This is a genomic window from Pseudomonas sp. NPDC087336, assembly GCF_044744285.1.
Lineage (GTDB): Bacteria > Pseudomonadota > Gammaproteobacteria > Pseudomonadales > Pseudomonadaceae > Aquipseudomonas.
Genome location: NZ_JBIUYA010000002.1, coordinates 24,387 through 45,450 on the forward strand (window position 1 = coordinate 24,387; position 21,064 = coordinate 45,450).

A 21,064-nucleotide genomic window follows, 5' to 3' on the forward strand; every position below is an offset into this window, starting at 1 on the left:
GGCTGATCGCGTTGTGCATTAAAAAGGGTATCGTTGACCACCTGGCTGCCAGGTAACCCAATGCGCTCGTGTAAATTCATCAACGGCATAGTGACCATTAAAACGTCCTAGCCCGGAGTTCTTTTCGCCTCCGAAGGGCGCGTTTGGCTGGTCATCGACGGTGATATCGTTGATGTGAGTCATACCGGCGACGATGCCACGAGCGAACTGTAACCCGCGTGCCATGTCCTTGGTGAAAACCGCACTGGACAACCCATACTCGCTGGCATTCGCAAGTATCAAGGCGTGCGCCTCATCGTCGGCTACGAGCATTGGTAACAGCGGGCCAAATGTTTCGTCTACTGCCAAGGCGTCATAGGCTTTGACGTTCCCAAAAACATGCGGGGGGAGTAACAGGCCGTTGGCTGAAGCGCCGTACAGTTGAGTCAGACCTGCACTGTGCGCCTGATCAATCTTGCGTAATAGGCCATTCAGCTGCGACTGATTGACTACAGGCCCAATCACGGTATCCGGATCGTTGGGATTACCCACCTTCAGTTTGCTGACCCTCTCCACCACAAGTTCTGCAAAGGCTGGGTACAGTGAGCGATCAACAATCACCCGGTTGACACTCATGCATATCTGTCCTTGGTGCAAGAAACGGCCGACCACGGCTGCGTGGGCCGCCACTTCAAAGTCGGCATCATTCAACACCACCAGTGGGGCGTTGCCACCGAGTTCAAGGGCAACGCGTTTGATGTACTTGCCGCCCGTGGCGATTCGCCCGACGTTACGCCCCACATCCGTAGAACCGGTGAACGAGATCAACCTCGGCACTCGATGCTCCACGAAGGCGTCACCAATCTCCGATCCGGCGCCCACTACAACGTTAATGGTACCCGCGGGGAAACCCGCCGCCTCGAGTAGGTAGGCGATCAACAATCCGCCGCTGACAGCGGTATCACTCGCAGGTTTTAGCACTACGGTGTTGCCTAATGCCAAGGCCGGAACAATAGAGCGCATGCTCAGGTAAAGCGGAAAATTCCATGGGCTGATCACCCCCACTACGCCAAGTGGGTCACGGAACACAAAGCTTTGTTCGCCTGGCTTGTAGCTAGTCAAGATTCGACCCTCTACTTGCATTGGCATGCTCGCGCATTCTCGGACCAGATTCAGCGTGCTTTGCCACTCGATACCAGCCTTGATTCGAGTACTACCTGACTCCTTGATGAGCCAGTCGATGATTTCTTCACTGCGCTGCGCAACGATAACTGCAAGCTTTTCCAGCAACAAAACCCTCTGGCCTGCGTGTAGAGCAGCCCACTCAAGCTGCGCCTTTTCGGCCGCCAGGTAGGCTTCATCCAGATCGCCGACTGAGGCGAGCGGCATTTCCAACAGGAGTTCGTCGTTAAAGGGATTACGATTGTCCAAGCGTTTCATTGAACGCCCTGGTTGCCAGCGGCCGTTAATGTATTGGTGGCCTTGAATGGCAAATGGGGCGGGTGCGGTCTGGTTATTCATTTAGGCAACTCGATAAATTGAATGGTGGTGAATGCAGTGCAATGTCAGGTTCGCATCCAGGCGCGGCCCCAGGAGTTCAGTGTATGTTCACTTTGCGGCCATTCGCCGGCTTCTCGATCTGCCGGCGCCAGTTCAAGTTCGGCCGAGAATTCCAGTCGGTTTCGATCGGCATCGACCACCATGAAAAACAGATTGTTACCCGGGCCATGGCGGCCGGGGCCGAAGAAAATGCTGATGCGTTCCTTGGCAAACCGGTCGCCCCAATCACGAATGTCATTCCACTCATTGGTTTCGTAGCAATGATGGTCCCATTCATTCTTCGAGCCGCGGAAAAAGGCGAGGGAGTGATGCTCGTCGTCGGAGCGTAAGAAGCACACCATGAGCTGACCGGTCTCTTGGTCGACCACGTTGTCGGAAATGGTGAAACCAACGGTGTTGACGTAAAAGTCGACGATCGCCTCAAGCTCGGTTGTCTGGAATACAACGTGCTGCAATCTCGACGGCATGCCCTGCGGTTCAGCACGTTTATCGGGAAGTGCTACGCCAAATATTGTCTGGCGACCCTGTGGATCCCGAATGGCAAACGCGCCCGACTCAAGCAACGGTGAGGTCACGGGGTCGACCTGACAGCCACGCTCAGCGAGGCTCTGACGCAGCGTGTCCAGTTTGGCGCTGGAGTGAAGATTGTAGGCAGCGGCCAGCAAGCCGCTGTGATCGGCTGGAGAAATGATTACCGCGCGTTTAGGTCCGCGCATCACCTGGCTGCCGTCTGCCTGTGGCAAGGCGCTCATGTCCATCATTCGCGTATAGAAATCTACCTGGCGTTGAGGTTCTTTACTTGCCAGATGCAGATAGCAAAGTTGGGCAGGGGTCGAAGTCTGAAGGGTCATCATGGAGAACTCCGCGATCAAAGAGTAACTAGGGAATGAGGGGTATTGGCAGCAGCGACGGCGACCGTTGCAGTCTCTGCAATGCCCAACACGGACTGAAGGGCCTGAGCTGTTTCTGATTCCTGAGCCTGGTTGAATATGGCGGCAACATATCGGTCGGGACGTAGCAGCAGAAAGGTGCTGGCCTCTGCAAACACTGCACTTAACTCACCGTTGCGATCGTGCACGATCGTTAACCCCGGCAAGGGCGGCGGCATCACAGAATGCTTGGGAATGATCACGATGCGCTTGACATCCAGATGGTCCCAGAGCGGGTGCTGCAATTGATCCATGCGTTGGCTGTGAAGGTCGCCAAATTGAATCAAGGCAAAACCCGGGCCGACGTACTCATCCAGCAGTTGTCCGCCGCCTTGTGAGTCGAAGAGTGTCGGCTGCGGCAACATTATGCCGGCGCGCAGGTTGCCGGCCTTACCTTCGGATAACACCAAACCCTGGGTAAAACGAGGCTTGGGTTTAAACTTCATCTGCAAAAAGTAATCGCGCAGTGGCGGGATCAACCCGATCACGCGGAAAGTGCTGGTAATGAGTTTGGCACGCAAGGTCGAAGCAGGCGCCATGACGAACCCTAGATTCAATGCCAGCTTGATCAGTGCCCAGGCATGGTCGCGGCGCTCGCTTTCATAGCTGTCGAGGGCACTTGGCGCCATTTGCCCGCGCAGCACCGCCACGAGCTTCCATGCGATGTTATGCGCATCGCGCACGCCGCTGTTCATGCCTTGACCCGCATAGGGTGGGGTCAGGTGTGCAGCGTCACCGGCGAGAAATACGCGACCGGCCTGCCAGCGTGAGGCGACCCTGGCATGAAAGGTGTAGACCACTTTCCGTACCAGCGAATAAGCTTTTTCACCCCGGAACGGCCGCAACAAGTTGCTGAGGCTGGCGTCGCTGAGCATGTGCTCATCAGTCTCGTCATTCTTGAGCATGAATTCGAAGCGACGTGTCTGATGAGGGCCGGGCACTTCGACGACGGGGCGTTGAGCATCGCAATACACACGAGTCTGCCAGAACGGGTCATCGTCCTGATCCAGATCCACGACCAGCCAGCGGGACTTGAAGCTGGAGCCCACCATATCGATACCCAGTTGTTTGCGAACCGGGCTTCTGCCGCCATCACAGGCAACCATGTACTGGGCGTGCACCTCAACCGTTTCACCGGCCTTGTTTTGTACTCGAGCGAGAACGCCCGAGGCGTCTTGGGTAAAGTCGATCAGTTCATGGCAGAAAAGCTGAGTCAGGCTTGGGAAGCGCTCCATCCCATGCATCAGGGTACGTTCAAACAGTGGTTGGCGGAACGCGTTGCGTTTGGGATAGCCGTACTGCTTGCCGACGGGCTCGACCTTGCCAAAGCATCGTCCACCGGGTTTGTCGAAATAGTGGACGCCATAGCCTTTGACAACATCCGCTAATACAGCTTCATCCAGTCCCGCTGCCTGCATGGTTCGTAGTGACTCATCGTCGATCGAGACGGCGCGCGGTTCAGTCACAGTGCCGGCTTTGCGATCAATGATGGTGGTGTGCACGCCAGCCTGCCCGAGGAGGTTGGCCAACGTGAGCCCTGTCGGGCCGGCACCGATAATCAGTACGTCAGTATTCACTGTAAGGGTTGTCATTTTTGTTCCCTCGTTGACCGCAACGCGGATCAGTCCAGTAGTTCTGGCCTATGCGCCAGCGCAGTCATGAGTTGTGAAAGGTTATCGGCAAGGGTGAGAATCTGCTGGCCCTGCGCTTCATCCTGTTCGCTTTCGCGTTGTGAAATGGGGCGCACGCAGCTAATGCTTCCCACCACTTTGCCGTCGCCATCGAATATGGGGGCCGCTAAGCCGAAGACGTCAGCATCCACTTCGCTCGAGCTCAGTACATATCCCTGGCGGCGTAAGCGCTGGAGCGAGCGTCGGAACTGCTCCCAAGTCTTTCCAAGGTTGCTGGACTCGACGTCACTCGGGTTTTCCAGAAACAGTTGGCTCTGGTGTCGCGAGCCCATATTGGCCAGGATCGCTTTTGAGGTGGCCCCCATGAATAACGGTCTTGGGGAGCCTCGCGAATAGCTCACCTGATTGGACAGATTGCCGGTTTGATGGACGCAGACCACTTGATCCTTGAACAGCCGACAAACCAACCAGGCTTGCTCGGCACTCCATTGCGGAAAGGTCGACTCAAGTGAGTGTGCGGCACGAACCAGCGGATCACTGACGCGCAGTTGGCGATCCCAGGTGATGATTCTGGCGCCAAGTGCATAGCGTCCGGCCTCTACCTGAAACAGCAAGTTGGCCTCGGCCAGTTCGCGTACATAACGGTAGGCAGTGGAGCGTGTGAACCCCAGCGCATTTCCCATCCCATCGACCGTCCAGATGGGATGGTGCTCGGTGAACAGGTCGAGGATTCGCAGCATCCGCTCCAGACTGGAACTTTTGCTGTCCGTCAATTGGTCGGAGGTGTCTTCGGAATCAAACGGTCTTTGCATGTCAGCGCTCGTCTACAATACTGTTGCGCAGGATGCCGATGCGCTCGATTTCGATTTCGACGATATCGCCCGGCTTCATCCAGACCGGTGGCTCACGGAATGCGCCAACACCTCCTGTAGTGCCGCTGACGATGACGTCTCCAGGGGCCAGCTCAGTGAACGCGGAGCAGTACTCGATCAACTTGCGCACATCGAAAATCATGTCGCTGGTGCGCGTGTGTTGCATCACTTCGCCGTTCAATCGAGTAGTCAGCTCCAGGTCCTGCGGATCGACGATTTCATCGCTCGTGACCATCCATGGGCCGAACCCCCCGGTGGCCGGGAAGTTCTTCCCTGGAACAAACTGGATGGTGTGCTTCTGCCAATCACGTACGCTGCCGTCGTTGTAGCAGGCGTAGCCGGCAACATAGTCGAGGGCATCTTCCGGTTTGACGTGGCGAGCGGTCTTGCCAATCACCACGGCCAGCTCACCTTCGAAGTCGAGCTTGTGGGAAACGGTTGGGCGAACGATGGGCTGCAGATGTGCGGTCTGGCTGTCGGCAAAGCGGGTGAAAATCATCGGGTAGGTAGGCATGTCCCGGCCAGTCTCGCGCACGTGGGTGGCATAGTTGATCCCGATGCAGAGCACTTTGCCAGGGTTGGCAATAACCGGCAGAAAGGTGATTTCACTCAATGCCAGTCGGGGCAGGTATTTCAGCGCATCAGCATCCAGCTCGCTCAGTCGATTGCGCGCGATAGCTTCTTTGAGGTCTGCGCCCAGGTGAGACTTCAGCGATTCCAAGTCAATGACGTAGTCACCTTCAACAACGCCGTACGTGTAACGATTCTGGTAAACGAAGCTTGCGATTTTCATGGGTATGCCTTTTGTTGCATCAATGATGAGGAACAGACTGTGATGTCGTAGGTTGTTGCTTGCTTGCGTGGTCAAGTCGTAACAAGGTAATCGCCGCCAGCGCGATGAGTCCCGGGATCAACGCTGCGCTGAGGATTTCGGTTAAAACCCAGCCGGCTGCCAGCATCATGCCGCCGCAGACGGGGCCTGTAATTGAACCCACTCGCCCGACGCCTAGTGCCCAACCAATGCCGGTGGAGCGTATTTCCTGCGGGTACAACTCGGCGGCCAAAGCGTTGAGACCTGCCTGTGCACCCTGCACCAAAATGCCCAGTACCAACATTGCGGGGAAAAGCGAATAAAGCGAAACAGGTAATTGGCTGAGCGCCAGCACGATCGCCAGGTAGCCCATAAACTCGATGGTCAGCACGTTGATCGAACCCCAACGGTTCATCAGCCAGCCTTGTATGACAGAGCCGATCACACCTCCCAGGCTGAACAGAACGATGGCGCGAATTCCCATGCTTAGCGGTGCCTGGGCAGCCACCAGCAGCGTCGGGATCCAGCTCATGATGAAGTACAAAATCAGCAAGTTCATGGCATACGGCAGCCAAAGCAGCAGCGTACGGCGCCACATGCCGGCTGTGAAAAGACGGCTCAGGGAAGTAGAGGCGGTTGCCTGTTGGCGTAGGTGGCCAACGTTGGCGGGCAGTTCTGCGAGGTCGGGTGCGAGCCGCTTGATGATAGCGCTCAGGGCAGGGCGACTACCGGGCTTGCGACTGAGAAACTCAACCGACTCTGGAAGGCGCCATACCACGACGCCGGCGACCAACAAGGGGAGTGCGCCACCGATCAGGAATAGGTTTTCCCATCCCCAGGTGGCGAGGAATTGGTCAGCCGTCAAGCCTGCCAGCATCGCACCCAGTGGCATGCCACAGAACAACAGGGTGACTGCACTGCGCGAATAACGCCGAGGGCTGTATTCAGAGATCAGCGCCACCAGGTTTGGGATCGCTCCGCCGAGACCTATACCGGTCAGGAAGCGCACGACGAGCAATTGCGAAACGCTGTTAACAAAAGCGGTCAGTAAAGCGAATGTGCCGAACAGCAAGATCGACAACACCAGGATTTTCTTACGCCCCAATCGGTCCGCCATAGGGGCCAGCAGTAGCGCGCCGAGCATCAAACCAAATAGACCTGCCGCAAACACCGGGGCCAAGGCTTGTGGCGCCACGTTCAAGGTTGACGACATGGCAGTCACCAGAAACCCGACGATCTGGGTGTCGAATCCGTCAAGCACTGCAACCAATGTGCAGAGGGCGAGCACCTCCCATTGCAACCGACTGACAGGGCGGGTGTCCACGATGTCGCAGAGGATATTGCTAGGTGTAGGCGTGTGCATGAACGTACCTCTTATTGTTTTTATTGTCTGGGCACGCACGTGCCCTTGACTGAGGCCAAATCTATTATGGATAAAAAATCCTGTAAAGAGAAAAATAACCAAAATCCCAAAATGCAGGAAATATGCTATTTTGCATTTGTCTGACTCATCTGGTCCTAGGTGTCATAGGTGAGATATCAGGGGAGTCACCCTGTAAAACCGTGAGCAGGCAGATGCGATTTTCGGGATGTAGAGCAGGGCGGCGACTGCTCTAGAGCGTTTTCCCTCAGCAGACTGCGGATGCCAGCTCATCAAATGAATAAGTGGATCACTGAATGATGCGGTCGGTGACTCGCCGCTACGGGTTGGTGCTGCGGGCGATCCCTGAGCGATCGTCGAGCTATTTGGGGTGGGAAGATTGTGGGAACTAGTCCTGGTTATCGCTCCTTTTGTTTAGATCGGAGCATTGCTGAAGCTTTGCCTCGTTCGAATGCGCGGCCGGTTGCCCAGCTCCTAGCCAACCTCCGTACCGTCCAGCATCCACCCTTGGACTGCACCACCCTTTGGCGAGACTCGCGACTTCCAGACTGGCAGGCGAGACGAAAACTGGCGCTGACCTACTTTGAATCAACCGGAGAATACGTATGTTTGACCGCCCATTACCGTGGCAAAATTTTACTGGCCAATACATCGCCGGCGCCTGGCGTGACGGAAGTACACGTAAGGTCCTTGAGAACCGCAACCCGTATGACAACGCGTTGCTCACCGAGGTATCGCTGGGTAATGCCGGCGACCTCGACGACGCCTACCAAGCGGCAGCGACCGCGCAGAAAGGATGGGCACAGACGTTACCGAATGAGCGTGCTGCGTTGTTCATGCGAGCCGTTAACGTGCTGGAAGCCAGGCACGAAGAAATTGTCGACTGGTTGATTCGTGAGTCAGGCAGTACCCGTACTAAAGCCGAGATTGAGTGGTCGGCGGTACGTTCGACCATGATCACTGCTGCGTCCATGCCTTCGAGAGTTGTTGGCCGCATTCTGCCGATTGACACCCCTGATAAAGAAAGCCGCGTTTACCGCAAACCCCTGGGTGTGGTTGGGGTTATCAGCCCCTGGAACTGGCCGATGCATCTTTCAAATCGGTCTATCGCACCAGCACTTGCACTTGGTAACGCCGTCGTCGTGAAGCCTGCTGACGATACGCCGGTGACCGGCGGCTTGCTGTTGGCGAAAATATACGAGGAGGCCGGCTTTCCGCCGGGAGTTTTGAATGTTGTCGTGGGCGATGTGTCCGATTTGGGAGATGCCTTTACCCTGCATCCGATTCCCAAATTCATCTCGTTCACGGGATCGACTCGGGTCGGGCGGCACATTGGCGCGTTGGCAGTGACGGGGCCGACACTCAAGCGAGTCGGATTGGAGTTGGGTGGAAATGCTCCCTGCGTAGTGCTCGATGACGCGGATCTGGATCTGGCGGTGCACGCTGCTGTAGTGGGGCGCTTCCTGCACCAAGGGCAAATCTGCATGAGCAGTAACCGAATTATCGTCGACGCCTCACTGCAAAAAGACTTTGTCGAAGCATTTGTTGAACGCGTCCGTCAGCTGAAAGTCGGCGACCCTGACCTTGCGGATACAGTCATTGGTCCGTTGATCAACCGTCGCCAGTTGGAGGGCGCAGTTGCACGGATCGAAGCGGCTAAAGCTGAGGGCATCGAGATGCTGTTGGGTGGCGCGGCAAACGGACAGGTGTTGCCACCGCACGTCTTCGTAAACGTGGACAACATGAGCGATCTGGCTCAAGCCGAGCAGTTTTGCCCGGTGGCACCGATCATCACTGCCCGCGACGAAGCTCACGCACTGGAGTTGGCGAACCAGACTGAGTTTGGGCTCTCGTCTGCGGTATTCACCCAAGATGAAGGTCGAGGCTTACGCTTTGCTCAGCAAATCGAGGCCGGCATGACGCACATCAATGACATCTCGGTGAACGATGACCCGAACAATATGTTTGGCGGCGAGAAGAACAGTGGTATCGGACGATTCAACAGTGATTGGATCATTGCTGAGTTGACCAGTGATCACTGGGTTTCGACGCAGCACAAGCGTCGAACTTATCCGTTCTAACTTCGGCAGCAGAATCCTTTTGTGATAAATGCCCTGAGTTTTCGGGGAATTTTTTGATTAACCAATGATGGCGGGAAGACGCTCCTGGACCTTATGAGAGGAATGCTGGCGAGCACATAGTGCAGGCAGCGACCATGGACTGATGTTTAACGATCAGCCGCCTGATTCAATACCTATGCCAGGCCTACAAAAAGAACTGGCGTAGGTCTTGAATTGATATCAACGTCATAGCTTGGTCATCCCACATCAGTCCCAGCTCCATGTCGGATAAGACAGTCACTCCAAAATCGTAAGCGACCAATCCGCGAAGCGCTCCATTTGCCTTATCCGGAACGCTATCTCGGGTGAGATCCCGACCAGTTTCCAATAGTGCGTTGTCAATGCTAAACCTTCGTCCGCCATCGGCATTAGGCAGAGAGGTTTCACGCCATTTTTCAGGCCCAGTCAGTTCGATCTCTGCTCCGCACCACAGCTTTAAAGTGGTCAGTGAAACGTCTGTAGTGATAGTTCCGCAAAGTTGTCGCTTTCAGGCAAGGTTGTCTCGCTGGTGAAAGATCCGTACCAACCAAATGCATACAGTTGAATGGCATCGGAGCTGCCCGCTCCATCGCTCATAATTCAAACAATAGAGCTCATCATGAAAACACCCTTTGCAACCAAGTGCATTGCGCTAGCGCTACTCGCCGCTTCAACCCCGTCGGTTTTCGCTGTGACGCCGTCAGTCAACGAGCCAGCAGGTATCAACCTGGGTGGAACCAGCTTTTACGATGGCTTTGCCGGCCCACCTGGTTTAAGCCATCTGGTATATCTGAAGTACGATTCCGCCCAGTCATTCATCGGGGCCAACGGCAATCAAAACCCTGCCCTTGACGATCCGAAACTGACGGTTACTACTCTGCTAAACCAGCTCAGCTATTACTCACCGAACACTATCGGAATGGGCGCTCATCTGGGCTGGAGTCTGATTGTCCCCATTGTTTCGCTTGATGCTGACCTGGGGCCGGCAGGTGCGCAGCTCAAGGATAATAGTTCCGGGGTGGGGGATGTCGTTGCCGGGCCTCAGGTTCAATTTGACCCGATAGTCGATCAGCACGGCCGCCCGGTGTATGTCCAAAGATTTGCCATGGACATGATCTTGCCTACCGGGAAATACGACGAACATAAAGATTTCAACCCGGGCTCCAATTTTTACTCCATCAATCCCTACTGGGCTGCCACGTTAATGCCCGCACCCCGTTGGGAGGTGAGCTGGCGCCTTCACTATCTCTACAACTTCCGAAACGACAAGCCTGCCAGCAGTGCACCTCTCGATTACCTAGGGCAGTCAGTAGATGACACCCAAGCGGGGCAAGCGGCGTGGGCGAATTTTACCGCATCCTACGAAGTATTCCCCAAAGTCTCTGTGGGACTTAATGGCTATTACTTCAAACAAATCTCTGATGACCGTGTGAATGGTCACCGCCTGGAAGACTCGCGTGAACGGGTTCTTGGCCTCGGCCCAGGCGTATTCTGGAAGATCAGCGAAGGGCAGGGTTTTTGGTTCAACATTTATCACGAATCCGATGTTGAAAATCGAGCCAAGAACGAGTTCTCCGTGCAAGCACGTTTTGCTCACGCCCTTTGAAGTGTCTGAGGTATCGCGACCATGCAAGCAATCGAACAAGTGGACAGCAAGGGCACATTATTCTCGCTGTGTCTGATTATGGTGGTTTCACTGGGTACATTGCAGGTTCAGCCGATGCTTGGGGGGGCCTTTGTTGATCAACTCGGCCTCTCTTTGAATGAAATCGGGCCTGTCTTTGCCGCCGAGTTAATCGCTATGGCATTCGCCTGTGGCGCAAGCGCTATGCTGATGCCCCGCATCAATCGACAGCGTTACGCCCTCATAGCACTTGCGCTTCTAATCATTAGTAATATCGCGAGTTGCTATGCCAACCGCTTTGCTGAACTGGTGGCGCTGCGCCTTTGCGCGGGCCTCGGCGGAGGTGCGGCGATGGCTGTGGTATATGCCAGTGCGGCACTCAGGTCATCTAAGGATGCAACCTTCGCGGTCATTAATATCGGTAATCTGATTTGGGGTGTGATGCTGGTGTCCAGCATGCCGCTAGTCTTGGGGCATGGCGGGGTTTCTTCATGCTTTCTGTTGTTGGGTGTCGCAAGTGTCATTGCTGCTTTTGGTATTCGTCGAATCCCTGCGAGGTTCGTCGGGTCAGTGGAATGTAACCAGCAGCAGGTAGCCCGCTTAGGGCTGACTTCCATACTGCTTATCAGCCTGTTCGCGCTGCTGTTCTTTGGTCACTCTGCGCTGTGGGTCTATCAGGAACGCATTGGGAAAAGTATCGGGCTGGTACAGGAACAAATCGGCGCAATTTTGGGTGCCAGCGTGCTGGCAGGCGCCGTGGGCGCCGGGTTGGCGGGGCTGATCAAGCGGCGACTAGGCCTGTTGTTTCCTCAGCTGTTTGGATTTGGTACTGCACTCATCGCGACGCTGATGATGGTCTACGGTACGAGCGCCTTGTCTTTCGCCTTGACTGCAGGGCTGATCCACCTGGTCTGGTTCTTTTGCCTGCCTTATCTGTTGTCGATGGCCGCCGAACTAGACCCGAGTGGCCGATTGGCCGGCCTAGGCAATGCTGCAATTTTCGTCGGACAGGGATTGGGGCCGTTCGCTGCGGCTTTGGTGGTGGGCACTGGGGATTTTCGTGCTGTGGGGTGGCTGGCGGCGGGAGCGTATGTAGTTGCGCTGATCACGGCAATCACTGTGGTGGCGTCCTTCAATCGAGGACAAAGGCACCTGACACCCGCGGTGCCGGAAGGTGACTGCGCGTAGCAATCACCCGTGTGGCTGCACTTGAGCACTTTCAAGTGGACGCCTTACGTCAAAAACCGAATCGAAAAGCAAATTCATTTTTTATCTGGTTCAGCCTGCACGCTTTATCTGGACCGCGAAGTACATAATTAGAGGTATGTGATGACCACTCAATTTCCGCAAACTCCTGAATTCTCTGGTTCGCTTTATTACCCGAGTCGCGTCGAAGTAGACATTTTCGATCTGGAAATCGAGGGCACGCTGCCCGCGGTCATTAATGGGGCGTTTTATCAAGTTTCCCCGGACCCGCAATATCCACCAATGCTTGGTGAGGATATTTTTTTCAATGGCGATGGCGTGGTCAGTGCGTTCTTCTTTGAAAACGGACGTGTTTCGCTGCGCCGCCGATATGTAAAAACCGACCGTTTAATGGCGCAGCGGCGCGAAGGGCGTTCGCTCAACGGTATCTATCGCAACGTGCACACCAATGATCCTAAAGCGGCGAAGAACAACACTACAGCCAATACCACTGTGCTCATGTACAACGGCGTGCTTTTGGCCATGAAGGAGGACGCGCTTCCCTACGCCATGGACCCGACAACACTGGAGACTCTCGGTGTTCATGACTTTGATGGACAAATCAAAGCGCAGACATTCACGGCACACCCTAAGTTAGACCCGGTGACTGGCAACCTGTTGGCATTCAGCTATGAAGCCAAGGGCGATGGCTCGCCCGATCTGGCTTACTTTGAACTCGCCCCAGACGGCACGTTGCTACACGAAATATGGTTCCAGGCACCTTACGCCGCCATGGTTCATGACTTTGCCGTGACCGAGCACTATGTGGTGTTTCCCCTTATCCCGCTGACAGTTGACGTTGAGCGGATGAAGCGCGGTGGGCAGCACTTTGAATGGCAACCCGATCTTCCTCAACTTTTCGCGATCGTTCCGCGCGGGGGGGCCAGCAGTGAGGTTCGCTGGTTCAAGGGGCCGGCCAATGGTTTCCAGGGCCATACCCTCAATGCCTTTGAAGAGAACGGGTTGATTCAAGTCGATATGCCGGTTACCAGCGGCAATATCTTCTATTTTTTCCCCCAAGCAGACGGGTTCGTTCCGTCACCGGAAACACTGAACTCGCAGATGATGCGGTGGAGCTTCGACCTGAGCTCGCGCTCTGAAGAGGTAGAGCCCTATGCGCTGAGTGAATTTCGATGCGAATTCCCCCGTTGCGATGACCGTTATGTCGGTCGTCCCTATGAGCATGGCTTTGTGATTGCCTTCGATCCGCAAAGGCCTTACAACGAAGCAAGTGGCCCGATGCCCTTTCAGTTCTTTAACCTGCTGACTCATATCAACGTCCGTACCGGAGAGAGCGAGAGCTGGTTTGCTGGAGACAGCGAGTGCTTCCAAGAGCCCATTTTCGTGCCACGTTCTACCGATGCGCCCGAAGGCGATGGCTATGTTATGGCGTTGTTAAACCACATTGCGGAGCAGTCTACGGAGCTGGTAGTACTCGACAGCTTGAACATTGCAGATGGGCCCGTCGCACGGATCAAGCTCCCGCTGCGCATGCGCATGTCCTTGCATGGCTGCTGGTCCGCGACACGGTAGTAAGGCCAATCAACTACCGCTGCACAGGTACTGTGGATAGGGTGGGCAGTTCGTTTTGGAGTCCTACATTTCACTGAGGTTAAGATGAGGGAATAACCAATTTTTTCCGGTATAAACGGCCACCCATACATTAATGACAAGTGGCAGACGGGGCGGTCCAGTCTCCGACTGGACAACCGCGATCCATTCAGCGGGCTTCCACTACTTGAGTGACGCCAGTTTTGACGACAGCCCAACGCGCAGGGCGAAAAAACTCGACTCAGGGTCTTTCTCTATGGCCATTACGCCATGGGCTAGTACAGACACGTGCAATGTGTAACGTAGAGGATGGGAGGGCAGCAATACCCGTTGTAACAGTGGTAGGCTTGGGGGTAGGAAGCCCTCGGCTTCCCTACAAGAAGAGAAGGTCGCGTGATGAGTGCATTGTCCTGTGTAAGTACCGATCAGTTTGGAAGATCAGATCGACTGACGAAGTGGCAGGAGTTCATGAGTGTTCATGTAGGACGAACGCCGGAGTCCGTACGCCGCCTTGAGTCAACCAGCTTTCAGCCCTTGGATGGTGCTCCCTTTGCCGGACGTTTGGAGTACGGCGATCTGGGCGATTTGCACTTCTGCCGAATGGTGAGTACACCTCATCGATTTTCCCGTCGCCTCAACGCAGCAGTAACACCCAGTGAAGCTCCCTGGCTACTCATACTTCAGACACGAGGCATCAGCCATTTCAGCCAGGGAACTCGCTCCCATAGTGTGTCTGCAGACGAGCTCATGCTGATTGACAGCGGCAAGCCGTTTGAGGTGACAAGTCCCAATGGCTGTGAATACCTAATGCTGTTGTGTAATGGCCTAGTAGGGAATATTGCGATGCCGTCTGATCTTCACCTGAACAATCGGGCAGGTCTTGGAAAAATGTTGCATCATCTGATCACGGATGCTTATAACCATTACGCATTACTCAACGCCCGTTCATCCCATTCTATAGGGCAAAGTATTACGGCACTGGTCGAAAATCTGATAGAAAAAAGCGTCGCGGCCCCGAAGCTCGAACATGACTTCCGATACTTCAAGAAGCATCGGATCAAAAGCTTCATCGAAGACCGTTTGGCTGAGCCGGAATTGACTCTCGAGCAAATAGCCGCATCTGAAGGATGCTCGACGCGCACGCTCCATCGCCTTTTTGAAGATGAGCTGGGTTGCAGTCTGAGCGAATACATCTGGCAACGAAGGCTCACGCGCTGCGCGGAGGATCTTCGCAATCCTGACCGGTCTGATCAGTCGATTACTGATGTGGCATTGTCATGGGGATTTGTCAGCAGCTCTCATTTCAGTCGAGCGTTCAAGGCCTCGTTTGGAATGACTCCACGGTTGTTCCGTGAAACCAGTTGAACAGCGCTATCCAATACGCCCGACGAAAAGCTATTACTGCAGCATTCGACGCGTTCGCGATTGTTTCGCCATTCGTCTTTGGCTTGATCAATTGTAAGCGCTCCATGAACCCCGCACTCAAAGTTACCACCTGATCCCAGACGCGGTGCCCCGCATTTCTTTACCTGTGGTACATAAATAGCGCACCTACCATTTTGCTGGCATAAGAATGCCAATATCTGGCTATTTTAGGGGCACAAAAATGCCAAAGTTTGGCTTTTCAGTGGCACAAAAATGCCAAGGCCAAATATTTCAGGTGGCACAAAAGATGGGCCCTATTTCTATGGTATTTAAATGCCATTCAAATGCCACGAAAATGGAGAAGTACGCCTTATCTGTGCTCATGTGAGCCATTTTGGACCTGTACCGGGGGTAGGACTATTTTTGTACCGGGGGTTGTTGCCGCTGACCGAAAACTGACCCAGTAAAGGCTGTTGAGTCAGTTTTCAATCAGCGCCGACAGCTGAGCATTCTTCACGCTGATGATGTCGTCTACTTGCGCCAGCTCGAGTCATCGCCTGCCCATAGCTAAGCTGCGGTATGAAGTGGCGTGAACCGGTTCAATGATCGCTATGGTTCCAACCAGTCAGTATGAAGCTGCGGAAAACTCTCTTGCAGCCACTCAATAAAAACTTGAACTTGTGGCGCCAGATGCGTCCGGCTGGGGTACAGCAACGACACAGGGCGAGGGGCTGGCCGATAGGGTTTTAGAATTTCAACCAAACCGCGACTGTCTAAATGCTCGGCCACGGTAATCCCTGGCGCCTGGATTATTCCGAAGCCCGACACGCCGCACTGAACGTATGCATTCGATTCGGTGACGGTGATGCCGGCGTTACTCACAAACGCTCGATCCTGACCTTTTACCGAGAAATGCCAAGGCAATGTTCTGTTGCTCTGGCCGGACAAGAAGTTGACGCCTCGATGGGAGGCCAAGTCGTCGAGTGTCTCGGGTTCGCCATGCTTGTGCAGATACTCGGGCGCTGCACACGTCACCATGATTGCCATCGCGATAGGACGAGCGATCAAGGTCGAATCCGGTAGATCGCCGATACGCAACGCGCAATCGATGCCTTCACCAATCAGATCTACGGCCCGGTCAGTCACGCCCAGCGTCATGTTGATACCAGGGTAGGAGGTGGTGAATTCCTTAAGGCTTTTGATGAATTCCATTTGCGCGAAAGCGGTCGGGATATCGACGCGAAGTCGGCCTGTGAGCGTTGCTCCGGATCGGTCGAACATCGAGGTAGCAGCAGAAATATCCGCCAGGATTTCCTGTACTCGTTGATAGAACCTCTCGCCCTCGGCGGTGAGTGCCACCTTTCTCGTGGTGCGCTGGAACAGGCGCACGCCCAATGACGCCTCCAACTCCTGGATATACCGAGTGACCTGAGGTCGCCCGATGTCCAGCGATTCGGCGGCTTTGGTAAAGCTGCCGAGTTCGGCAAGCCTGGCGAACAGTCGCATTGATTGAAGCAATTCCATGACGCTTTCCTATGAACCCCGCCTGACTCACGAAGTTGAGCATGATTGTTGTCTGAGGATAGAACAATCATGTCTTTTTCCACGCATTTATTGCACACCATCAAAAGTGAAAAATGCACCCAAGGCAGAACCGGCTCTGGTTCGAGGCCATTGACGTGTATTTGGAGATTCGTAATGAAAGCCTGGTTATTGAAAGATTTTGGACTCGACAACCTGCAATTGGGAGAGATAGCGACCCCGCAACCCAAGGCTGGCGAGTTGCTGGTCAAGGTCGGTGCGGTCTCGCTCAACTTTCGCGACAAGGCCATCGTCGACGGCATCTACGAGCCGCACATGGTGCCCAAGCCACTGATCCCGGTAAGCGATGCCGCCGGCACAGTGGTCGCGGTCGGTGACAACGTCACGCGTTTCAAAGTGGGTGATCGCGTCAACTCGCATCTTTACTCACGTTGGCTGGATGGCGAGCCAGGGCCGAACGAACCCGATTACTGCTTCGGTTCGCCGTTGCCCGGCGGTTTGGCCGAATACATGATCATCCATGAAGACAGCGCCGTCGGTGCACCCGACAACATGAGCGACGAAGAGGCGGCAACACTCCCTATTGCTGCGCTCACGGCTTGGTATTCGCTGGTGGACTTTGGACAGATCCAGCCGGGACAGACCGTATTGGTTCAAGGCACCGGAGGTGTGTCGATATTTGCCGTGCAGATCGCGACTGCGCTTGGCGCGAAGGTAATCGCAACGTCGAGTAGCGACCAGAATCTGCAAACCGTGAAGGGGCTGGGGGCCGTGGCGGGCATCAACTACAGGACGACCCCGAACTGGGCAGATGAGGTGTTGAGGCTGACCGAAGGCAAAGGCGTGGATCTGCTGCTCGACGTAGCCGGTGGCAACGGAGTCAATCAATCGGTCGCAGCGACCAAGGCATCCGGGCGTATAGCGCAGATCGGCTTTTTGACGGGGCAAACCGTTGAACTCAACTTGATGCCACTCATTTTTCGCCAGACCACCATTCGCGGTATCGCCGTGGCGCCGCGCTCCTCGTTCGACCGGATGAATGCGTTCCTCAACCAACACAAGATCCGCCCTGTGGTCGATCAGGTGTTCCCGTTCGAAAAGCTCGAGAAGCTTATGAGCATCTTGCGAAAGGTGCGTTTGGAAAGGTTGTAATCAAAATCGCCTGAAACAGTTAAGGCGCCAATGTGGCGCCTTTTTTCCTGTCTCGGCAACGCCTCTACAGATCCCTAGCCCAAGTCTGGCTGACGAGGTCTTTTCCGAAACTGTGCACCTGTTCCTCTTCGACCAACTGAAAACCTGCCTTCTGATAAAGCTTTCGGGCTTCAGAAAGGACGCTGGTTGTCCAAAGGATCATGCTCTTGTATCCAGCGTGTCCTGCAAATCGGAGGCTCTCTTCGAGCAACCGATTACCGATGCCCATGCCCCGGGCACTTGCATCTACGTAGAGCATCCGCAATTTGGCGGTTGTCTCGTCATGCCTGACGACAAAGACCGAACCGATGACCTTGGCATCTTTTTCCGCGATCCAGCATCGCTCGCACGACTGATCGAATTCACGAAGGTATTTGGCGACTATTTCTGCCACCAGCGCTTCGAACTCCGAATTCCAGCCGTATTCGCGGGCATAGAGTTGAGCTTGCTGCTGAACGACAATCCCCATATCACCCGCTTTGGGATCGCGCAGGAGGTAGGAGGGATCTCTGTCGCCCAGTAGCGCCTGTATCCGCTTCATGGCGTGCGTCAGTTGCTTTTGCTGCGGCTCGGGCAGGACTTCAAGCATAGCCACGACTTCCTCACGAGCGGCTTGCTCAAGCGACGCCAGCACGTTACGACCAGGTTCGGTGAGCTGAATTTGAGAGGCGCGGGCATCGTTTGCCGCGTCGTGCGACAATCGGCGCCCAATTCCTAAAGCACGGCTCCGCGACCGTTGAGTCCTGGCTGACCAAGTGATTTTGGTTTGAGTACAAAAGGGCCCATTGAGGGCTCTTTTTTATAGGAAAAGATGGACTTAGGCTGTTAACACCTAAAGTTGTGTTTTTATGCGTAGACCTGCTGAAGTTCCATCGGCAGGCACGCCCACTTAAAGTCGGTTTGAGTTATTACTGAAATGCGAGGTTGAGGCGTGTTCGCGTCAGAGCTTGATCCACGTTGCTTTGATCTCGGTGTACTTGTCGAAGGCGTGGAGCGACTTGTCGCGACCGTTGCCTGACTGCTTGAAGCCCCCAAAAGGTGCGGTCATGTCGCCGCCGTCGTACTGGTTTATCCATACACTGCCCGAACGCAAAGCCTTAGCGACCCGGTGGGCCCTTGACAAGTTGCTAGTCCAAACCGCAGCTGCAAGTCCGTAGACAGTGTCGTTGGCGATGTGCACGGCCTCTTCGACGTCGTCGAAGGCGATGACCGAAAGCACCGGGCCGAAGATCTCTTCCCGCGCGATCTTCATCGTATTGTTAACTCCGTCGAAGATGGTCGGCTCGACATAAACGCCGCCCGTCTCTTCCAGAATGCGCTTGCCGCCTGCCACTAATTTGGCACCCTCGGATTGGCCAGCATGTATGTAGTCCAACACGGAGTTCAGATGCGAGGTATCCACCAAGGCGCCGACGTTGGTTGCAGGATCCAGAGGATTGCCCGGTTTCCATGCCTTGATCGCCTCGACCACCATGGGTACGAACTTATCCTTGATCGAACGCTCCACGAGCAGGCGAGAACCGGCGGTGCAGACCTCGCCCTGGTTGAAGGCAATGGCGCTGGCTGCAGCCTCGGCGGCAGCCAGCAGGTCAGGCGAGTCGGCGAAGACGATGTTCGGGCTCTTGCCACCGGCCTCCAGCCAGACGCGTTTCATATTCGATTCGCCGGCGTAGATCATCAGCTGCTTGGCGATCCGGGTGGAGCCAGTAAATACCAAAGTGTCGACGTCCATGTGCAGGGCCAAGGCCTTGCCGACGGTATGACCGAAGCCCGGCAGCACATTGAACACGCCGGCCGGAATGCCGGCCTCGATAGCCAATTGAGCCAGACGCAGTGCAGTCAGTGGCGACTTTTCAGACGGCTTGAGGATCACCGAGTTACCGGTGGCCAGCGCCGGGCCCAGCTTCCAACAGGACATCAGCAGCGGGAAGTTCCACGGCACGATGGCCGCGACCACGCCGATCGGTTCGCGGGTAATCAAGCCCAATTGGTCGTGGCTGGTGGCGGCCACTTCGTCGTAAATCTTGTCGATGGCTTCCCCGTTCCAACGGATCGCCCGCGAAGCGCCCGGAACATCGACGCTCAGCGAGTCGCCGATGGGCTTGCCCATGTCCAGAGTTTCCAGCAAGGCGAGTTCTTCACTGTGGGCTTCGATCAGGTCAGCGAAACGGATCATCACTTCCTTACGCTTGACCGGCGCCAAGCGCGACCACACGCCGGATTCGAAGGTGGCGCGAGCATTCTTCACTGCCAATTCGGCGTCGGCCAAGTCACAACTGGCCACCTTGCCCAGAAGGCGGCCATCGATCGGGCTGATGCAATCGAAGTTTTCACCGGACACAGCAGCGGTGTACTGACCGTTGATGAAGGCACGGGTTTCGATCTGCATGGTCTTGGCGCGTTGTTCCCAAACGGCAAGGGAAAGGGTCATGTTGCGTACTCCTGAAAATGGGCTGGATTGGCTTTAACGCTGCGCGGCGCGCTGGCGGCAGGCGGCGCCGAAGGCCTGGAAGATCGCCAGGTAGTTGGGGTGGCTGCGCACCTGCCATTCGGGATGAAATTGCACGCCGAGGGCAAAGGCTTGGGCATCGATCACCGACACTGCCTCGATCAGTCCGTCCGGCGCCAAGGCCTCGACGCGCAGTCGCTTGGCCAAGCGGTCGATGCCCTGGCCGTGGATCGAGTTGACCTGTATCCGGGCCGCCAGGCCCATGGCTTCAAGTAGCCCGCCGGGCTGTACCCGCAGCGCCTGACGCGCGGCGTATTGCACCTCCACCGGTTGGTCGGTGGGCTCGCGATGATCGACGTAGCGGCCGTCTTCGTGTACGCACTGATGCAGGGTGCCGCCCAGTGCTACATTGAGTTCCTGAAAACCACGACAGATCGCCAACAGCGGTACGCCGGCATGCAGTGCCGCGTGGATCAGCGGCAAGTTGCTGGCATCACGGGCCGGGTCGTGCAGGGTGCCAGTCGCACTGGGCTGGCCTTGGTAATGCTGTGGTTCGACGTTAGACGGAGAACCTGTGAGCAGGAGGCCGTCGATGCTCGCGAGTAGCGTCGGAATGTCGATTAGCTCGGCCAGAGCCGGTATTACCAACGGCAGGGCGCCTGCGCCCTGGACTACCGCCCTGACATACTTGTCGCCGACGATATGGAAGGAGTGCAGACCCAATTGTTTAGTGCATGCGCTGACAGCGACCAGGGGAATGCGGGACATCGTTGACCTCTTGAATCGGATGGCGGAACCGTACCAGGCCATTTGAGGCCGGCGGGTCGCACGGAGC

At 55.6% G+C, this 21,064-nt stretch carries 14 protein-coding genes and 2 pseudogenes; 6 read left to right on the forward strand and 10 right to left on the reverse strand.

Annotated features, from left to right (window positions below; genetic code table 11):
* Positions 1-18: 18 nt before the first annotated feature.
* Genes ACIO0C_RS02620 through ACIO0C_RS02645 form a run of 6 tightly spaced genes read right to left on the reverse strand, consistent with a single transcriptional unit; the run spans position 19 to position 7,145 of the window.
* Complete coding sequence (locus ACIO0C_RS02620) at positions 19-1,500, reverse strand: aldehyde dehydrogenase family protein (protein ID WP_401307410.1); 1,482 nt, start codon at positions 1,498-1,500, stop codon at positions 19-21.
* 44 nt (positions 1,501-1,544) lie between these two features.
* Positions 1,545-2,393, reverse strand: a complete 849-nt coding sequence (locus ACIO0C_RS02625) for a VOC family protein (protein WP_401307413.1) — start codon at positions 2,391-2,393, stop codon at positions 1,545-1,547.
* 14 nt (positions 2,394-2,407) lie between these two features.
* Complete coding sequence (locus ACIO0C_RS02630; protein ID WP_401307415.1) at positions 2,408-4,060, reverse strand: bifunctional 3-(3-hydroxy-phenyl)propionate/3-hydroxycinnamic acid hydroxylase; 1,653 nt, start codon at positions 4,058-4,060, stop codon at positions 2,408-2,410.
* A gap of 29 nt (positions 4,061-4,089) precedes the next feature.
* A complete protein-coding gene (locus ACIO0C_RS02635) occupies positions 4,090-4,911 on the reverse strand; it encodes an IclR family transcriptional regulator (RefSeq protein ID WP_401307418.1) in 822 nt (273 codons plus the stop codon).
* A gap of 1 nt (position 4,912) precedes the next feature.
* Entirely contained in the window at positions 4,913-5,764 is an 852-nt protein-coding gene (locus tag ACIO0C_RS02640) for a fumarylacetoacetate hydrolase family protein (RefSeq protein WP_401307421.1), read from the reverse strand.
* A gap of 19 nt (positions 5,765-5,783) precedes the next feature.
* Entirely contained in the window at positions 5,784-7,145 is a 1,362-nt protein-coding gene (locus ACIO0C_RS02645; protein ID WP_401307424.1) for an MFS transporter, read from the reverse strand.
* Between the two features lie 623 nt (positions 7,146-7,768).
* Here ACIO0C_RS02645 and ACIO0C_RS02650 point away from each other — a divergent pair.
* The 5 genes from ACIO0C_RS02650 (at position 7,769) to ACIO0C_RS02670 (ending at position 15,047) form a co-directional block, all read left to right on the forward strand.
* A complete protein-coding gene (locus ACIO0C_RS02650; RefSeq protein WP_401307427.1) occupies positions 7,769-9,244 on the forward strand; it encodes an aldehyde dehydrogenase family protein in 1,476 nt (491 codons plus the stop codon).
* Positions 9,245-9,881: 637 nt separating this feature from the next.
* Positions 9,882-10,868, forward strand: a complete 987-nt coding sequence (locus tag ACIO0C_RS02655) for a transporter (RefSeq protein ID WP_401307429.1) — start codon at positions 9,882-9,884, stop codon at positions 10,866-10,868.
* Between the two features lie 21 nt (positions 10,869-10,889).
* Entirely contained in the window at positions 10,890-12,074 is a 1,185-nt protein-coding gene (locus ACIO0C_RS02660) for an MFS transporter (RefSeq protein WP_401307432.1), read from the forward strand.
* Between the two features lie 141 nt (positions 12,075-12,215).
* Positions 12,216-13,664 (forward strand): carotenoid oxygenase family protein, encoded by a 1,449-nt coding sequence (locus ACIO0C_RS02665; protein WP_401307435.1) that lies wholly within the window; start codon positions 12,216-12,218, stop codon positions 13,662-13,664.
* 414 nt (positions 13,665-14,078) lie between these two features.
* Positions 14,079-15,047: a helix-turn-helix domain-containing protein gene (locus ACIO0C_RS02670; protein ID WP_401307438.1), complete on the forward strand. Its 969-nt coding sequence runs from the start codon at positions 14,079-14,081 to the stop codon at positions 15,045-15,047.
* Between the two features lie 609 nt (positions 15,048-15,656).
* On the opposite strand, the gene ACIO0C_RS02675 is transcribed toward ACIO0C_RS02670, so the two are convergent.
* The gene (locus tag ACIO0C_RS02675) at positions 15,657-16,571 is read right to left on the reverse strand and encodes a LysR family transcriptional regulator (protein WP_401307441.1); all 915 of its coding nucleotides are present in this window, start codon (positions 16,569-16,571) and stop codon (positions 15,657-15,659) included.
* Positions 16,572-16,745: 174 nt separating this feature from the next.
* Here ACIO0C_RS02675 and ACIO0C_RS02680 point away from each other — a divergent pair.
* A pseudogene (locus tag ACIO0C_RS02680) lies at positions 16,746-17,755 on the forward strand (NAD(P)-dependent alcohol dehydrogenase).
* 50 nt (positions 17,756-17,805) lie between these two features.
* On the opposite strand, the pseudogene ACIO0C_RS02685 reads toward ACIO0C_RS02680, so the two are convergent.
* The 3 genes and pseudogenes from ACIO0C_RS02685 to ACIO0C_RS02695 form a co-directional block, all read right to left on the reverse strand.
* A pseudogene (locus tag ACIO0C_RS02685) lies at positions 17,806-18,465 on the reverse strand (GNAT family N-acetyltransferase); the annotation flags it as partial.
* 255 nt (positions 18,466-18,720) lie between these two features.
* Positions 18,721-20,211: an aldehyde dehydrogenase gene (locus ACIO0C_RS02690; RefSeq protein WP_401307444.1), complete on the reverse strand. Its 1,491-nt coding sequence runs from the start codon at positions 20,209-20,211 to the stop codon at positions 18,721-18,723.
* Between the two features lie 33 nt (positions 20,212-20,244).
* Positions 20,245-20,997, reverse strand: a complete 753-nt coding sequence (locus ACIO0C_RS02695) for a gamma-glutamyl-gamma-aminobutyrate hydrolase family protein (RefSeq protein WP_401307447.1) — start codon at positions 20,995-20,997, stop codon at positions 20,245-20,247.
* Positions 20,998-21,064: the final 67 nt, after the last annotated feature.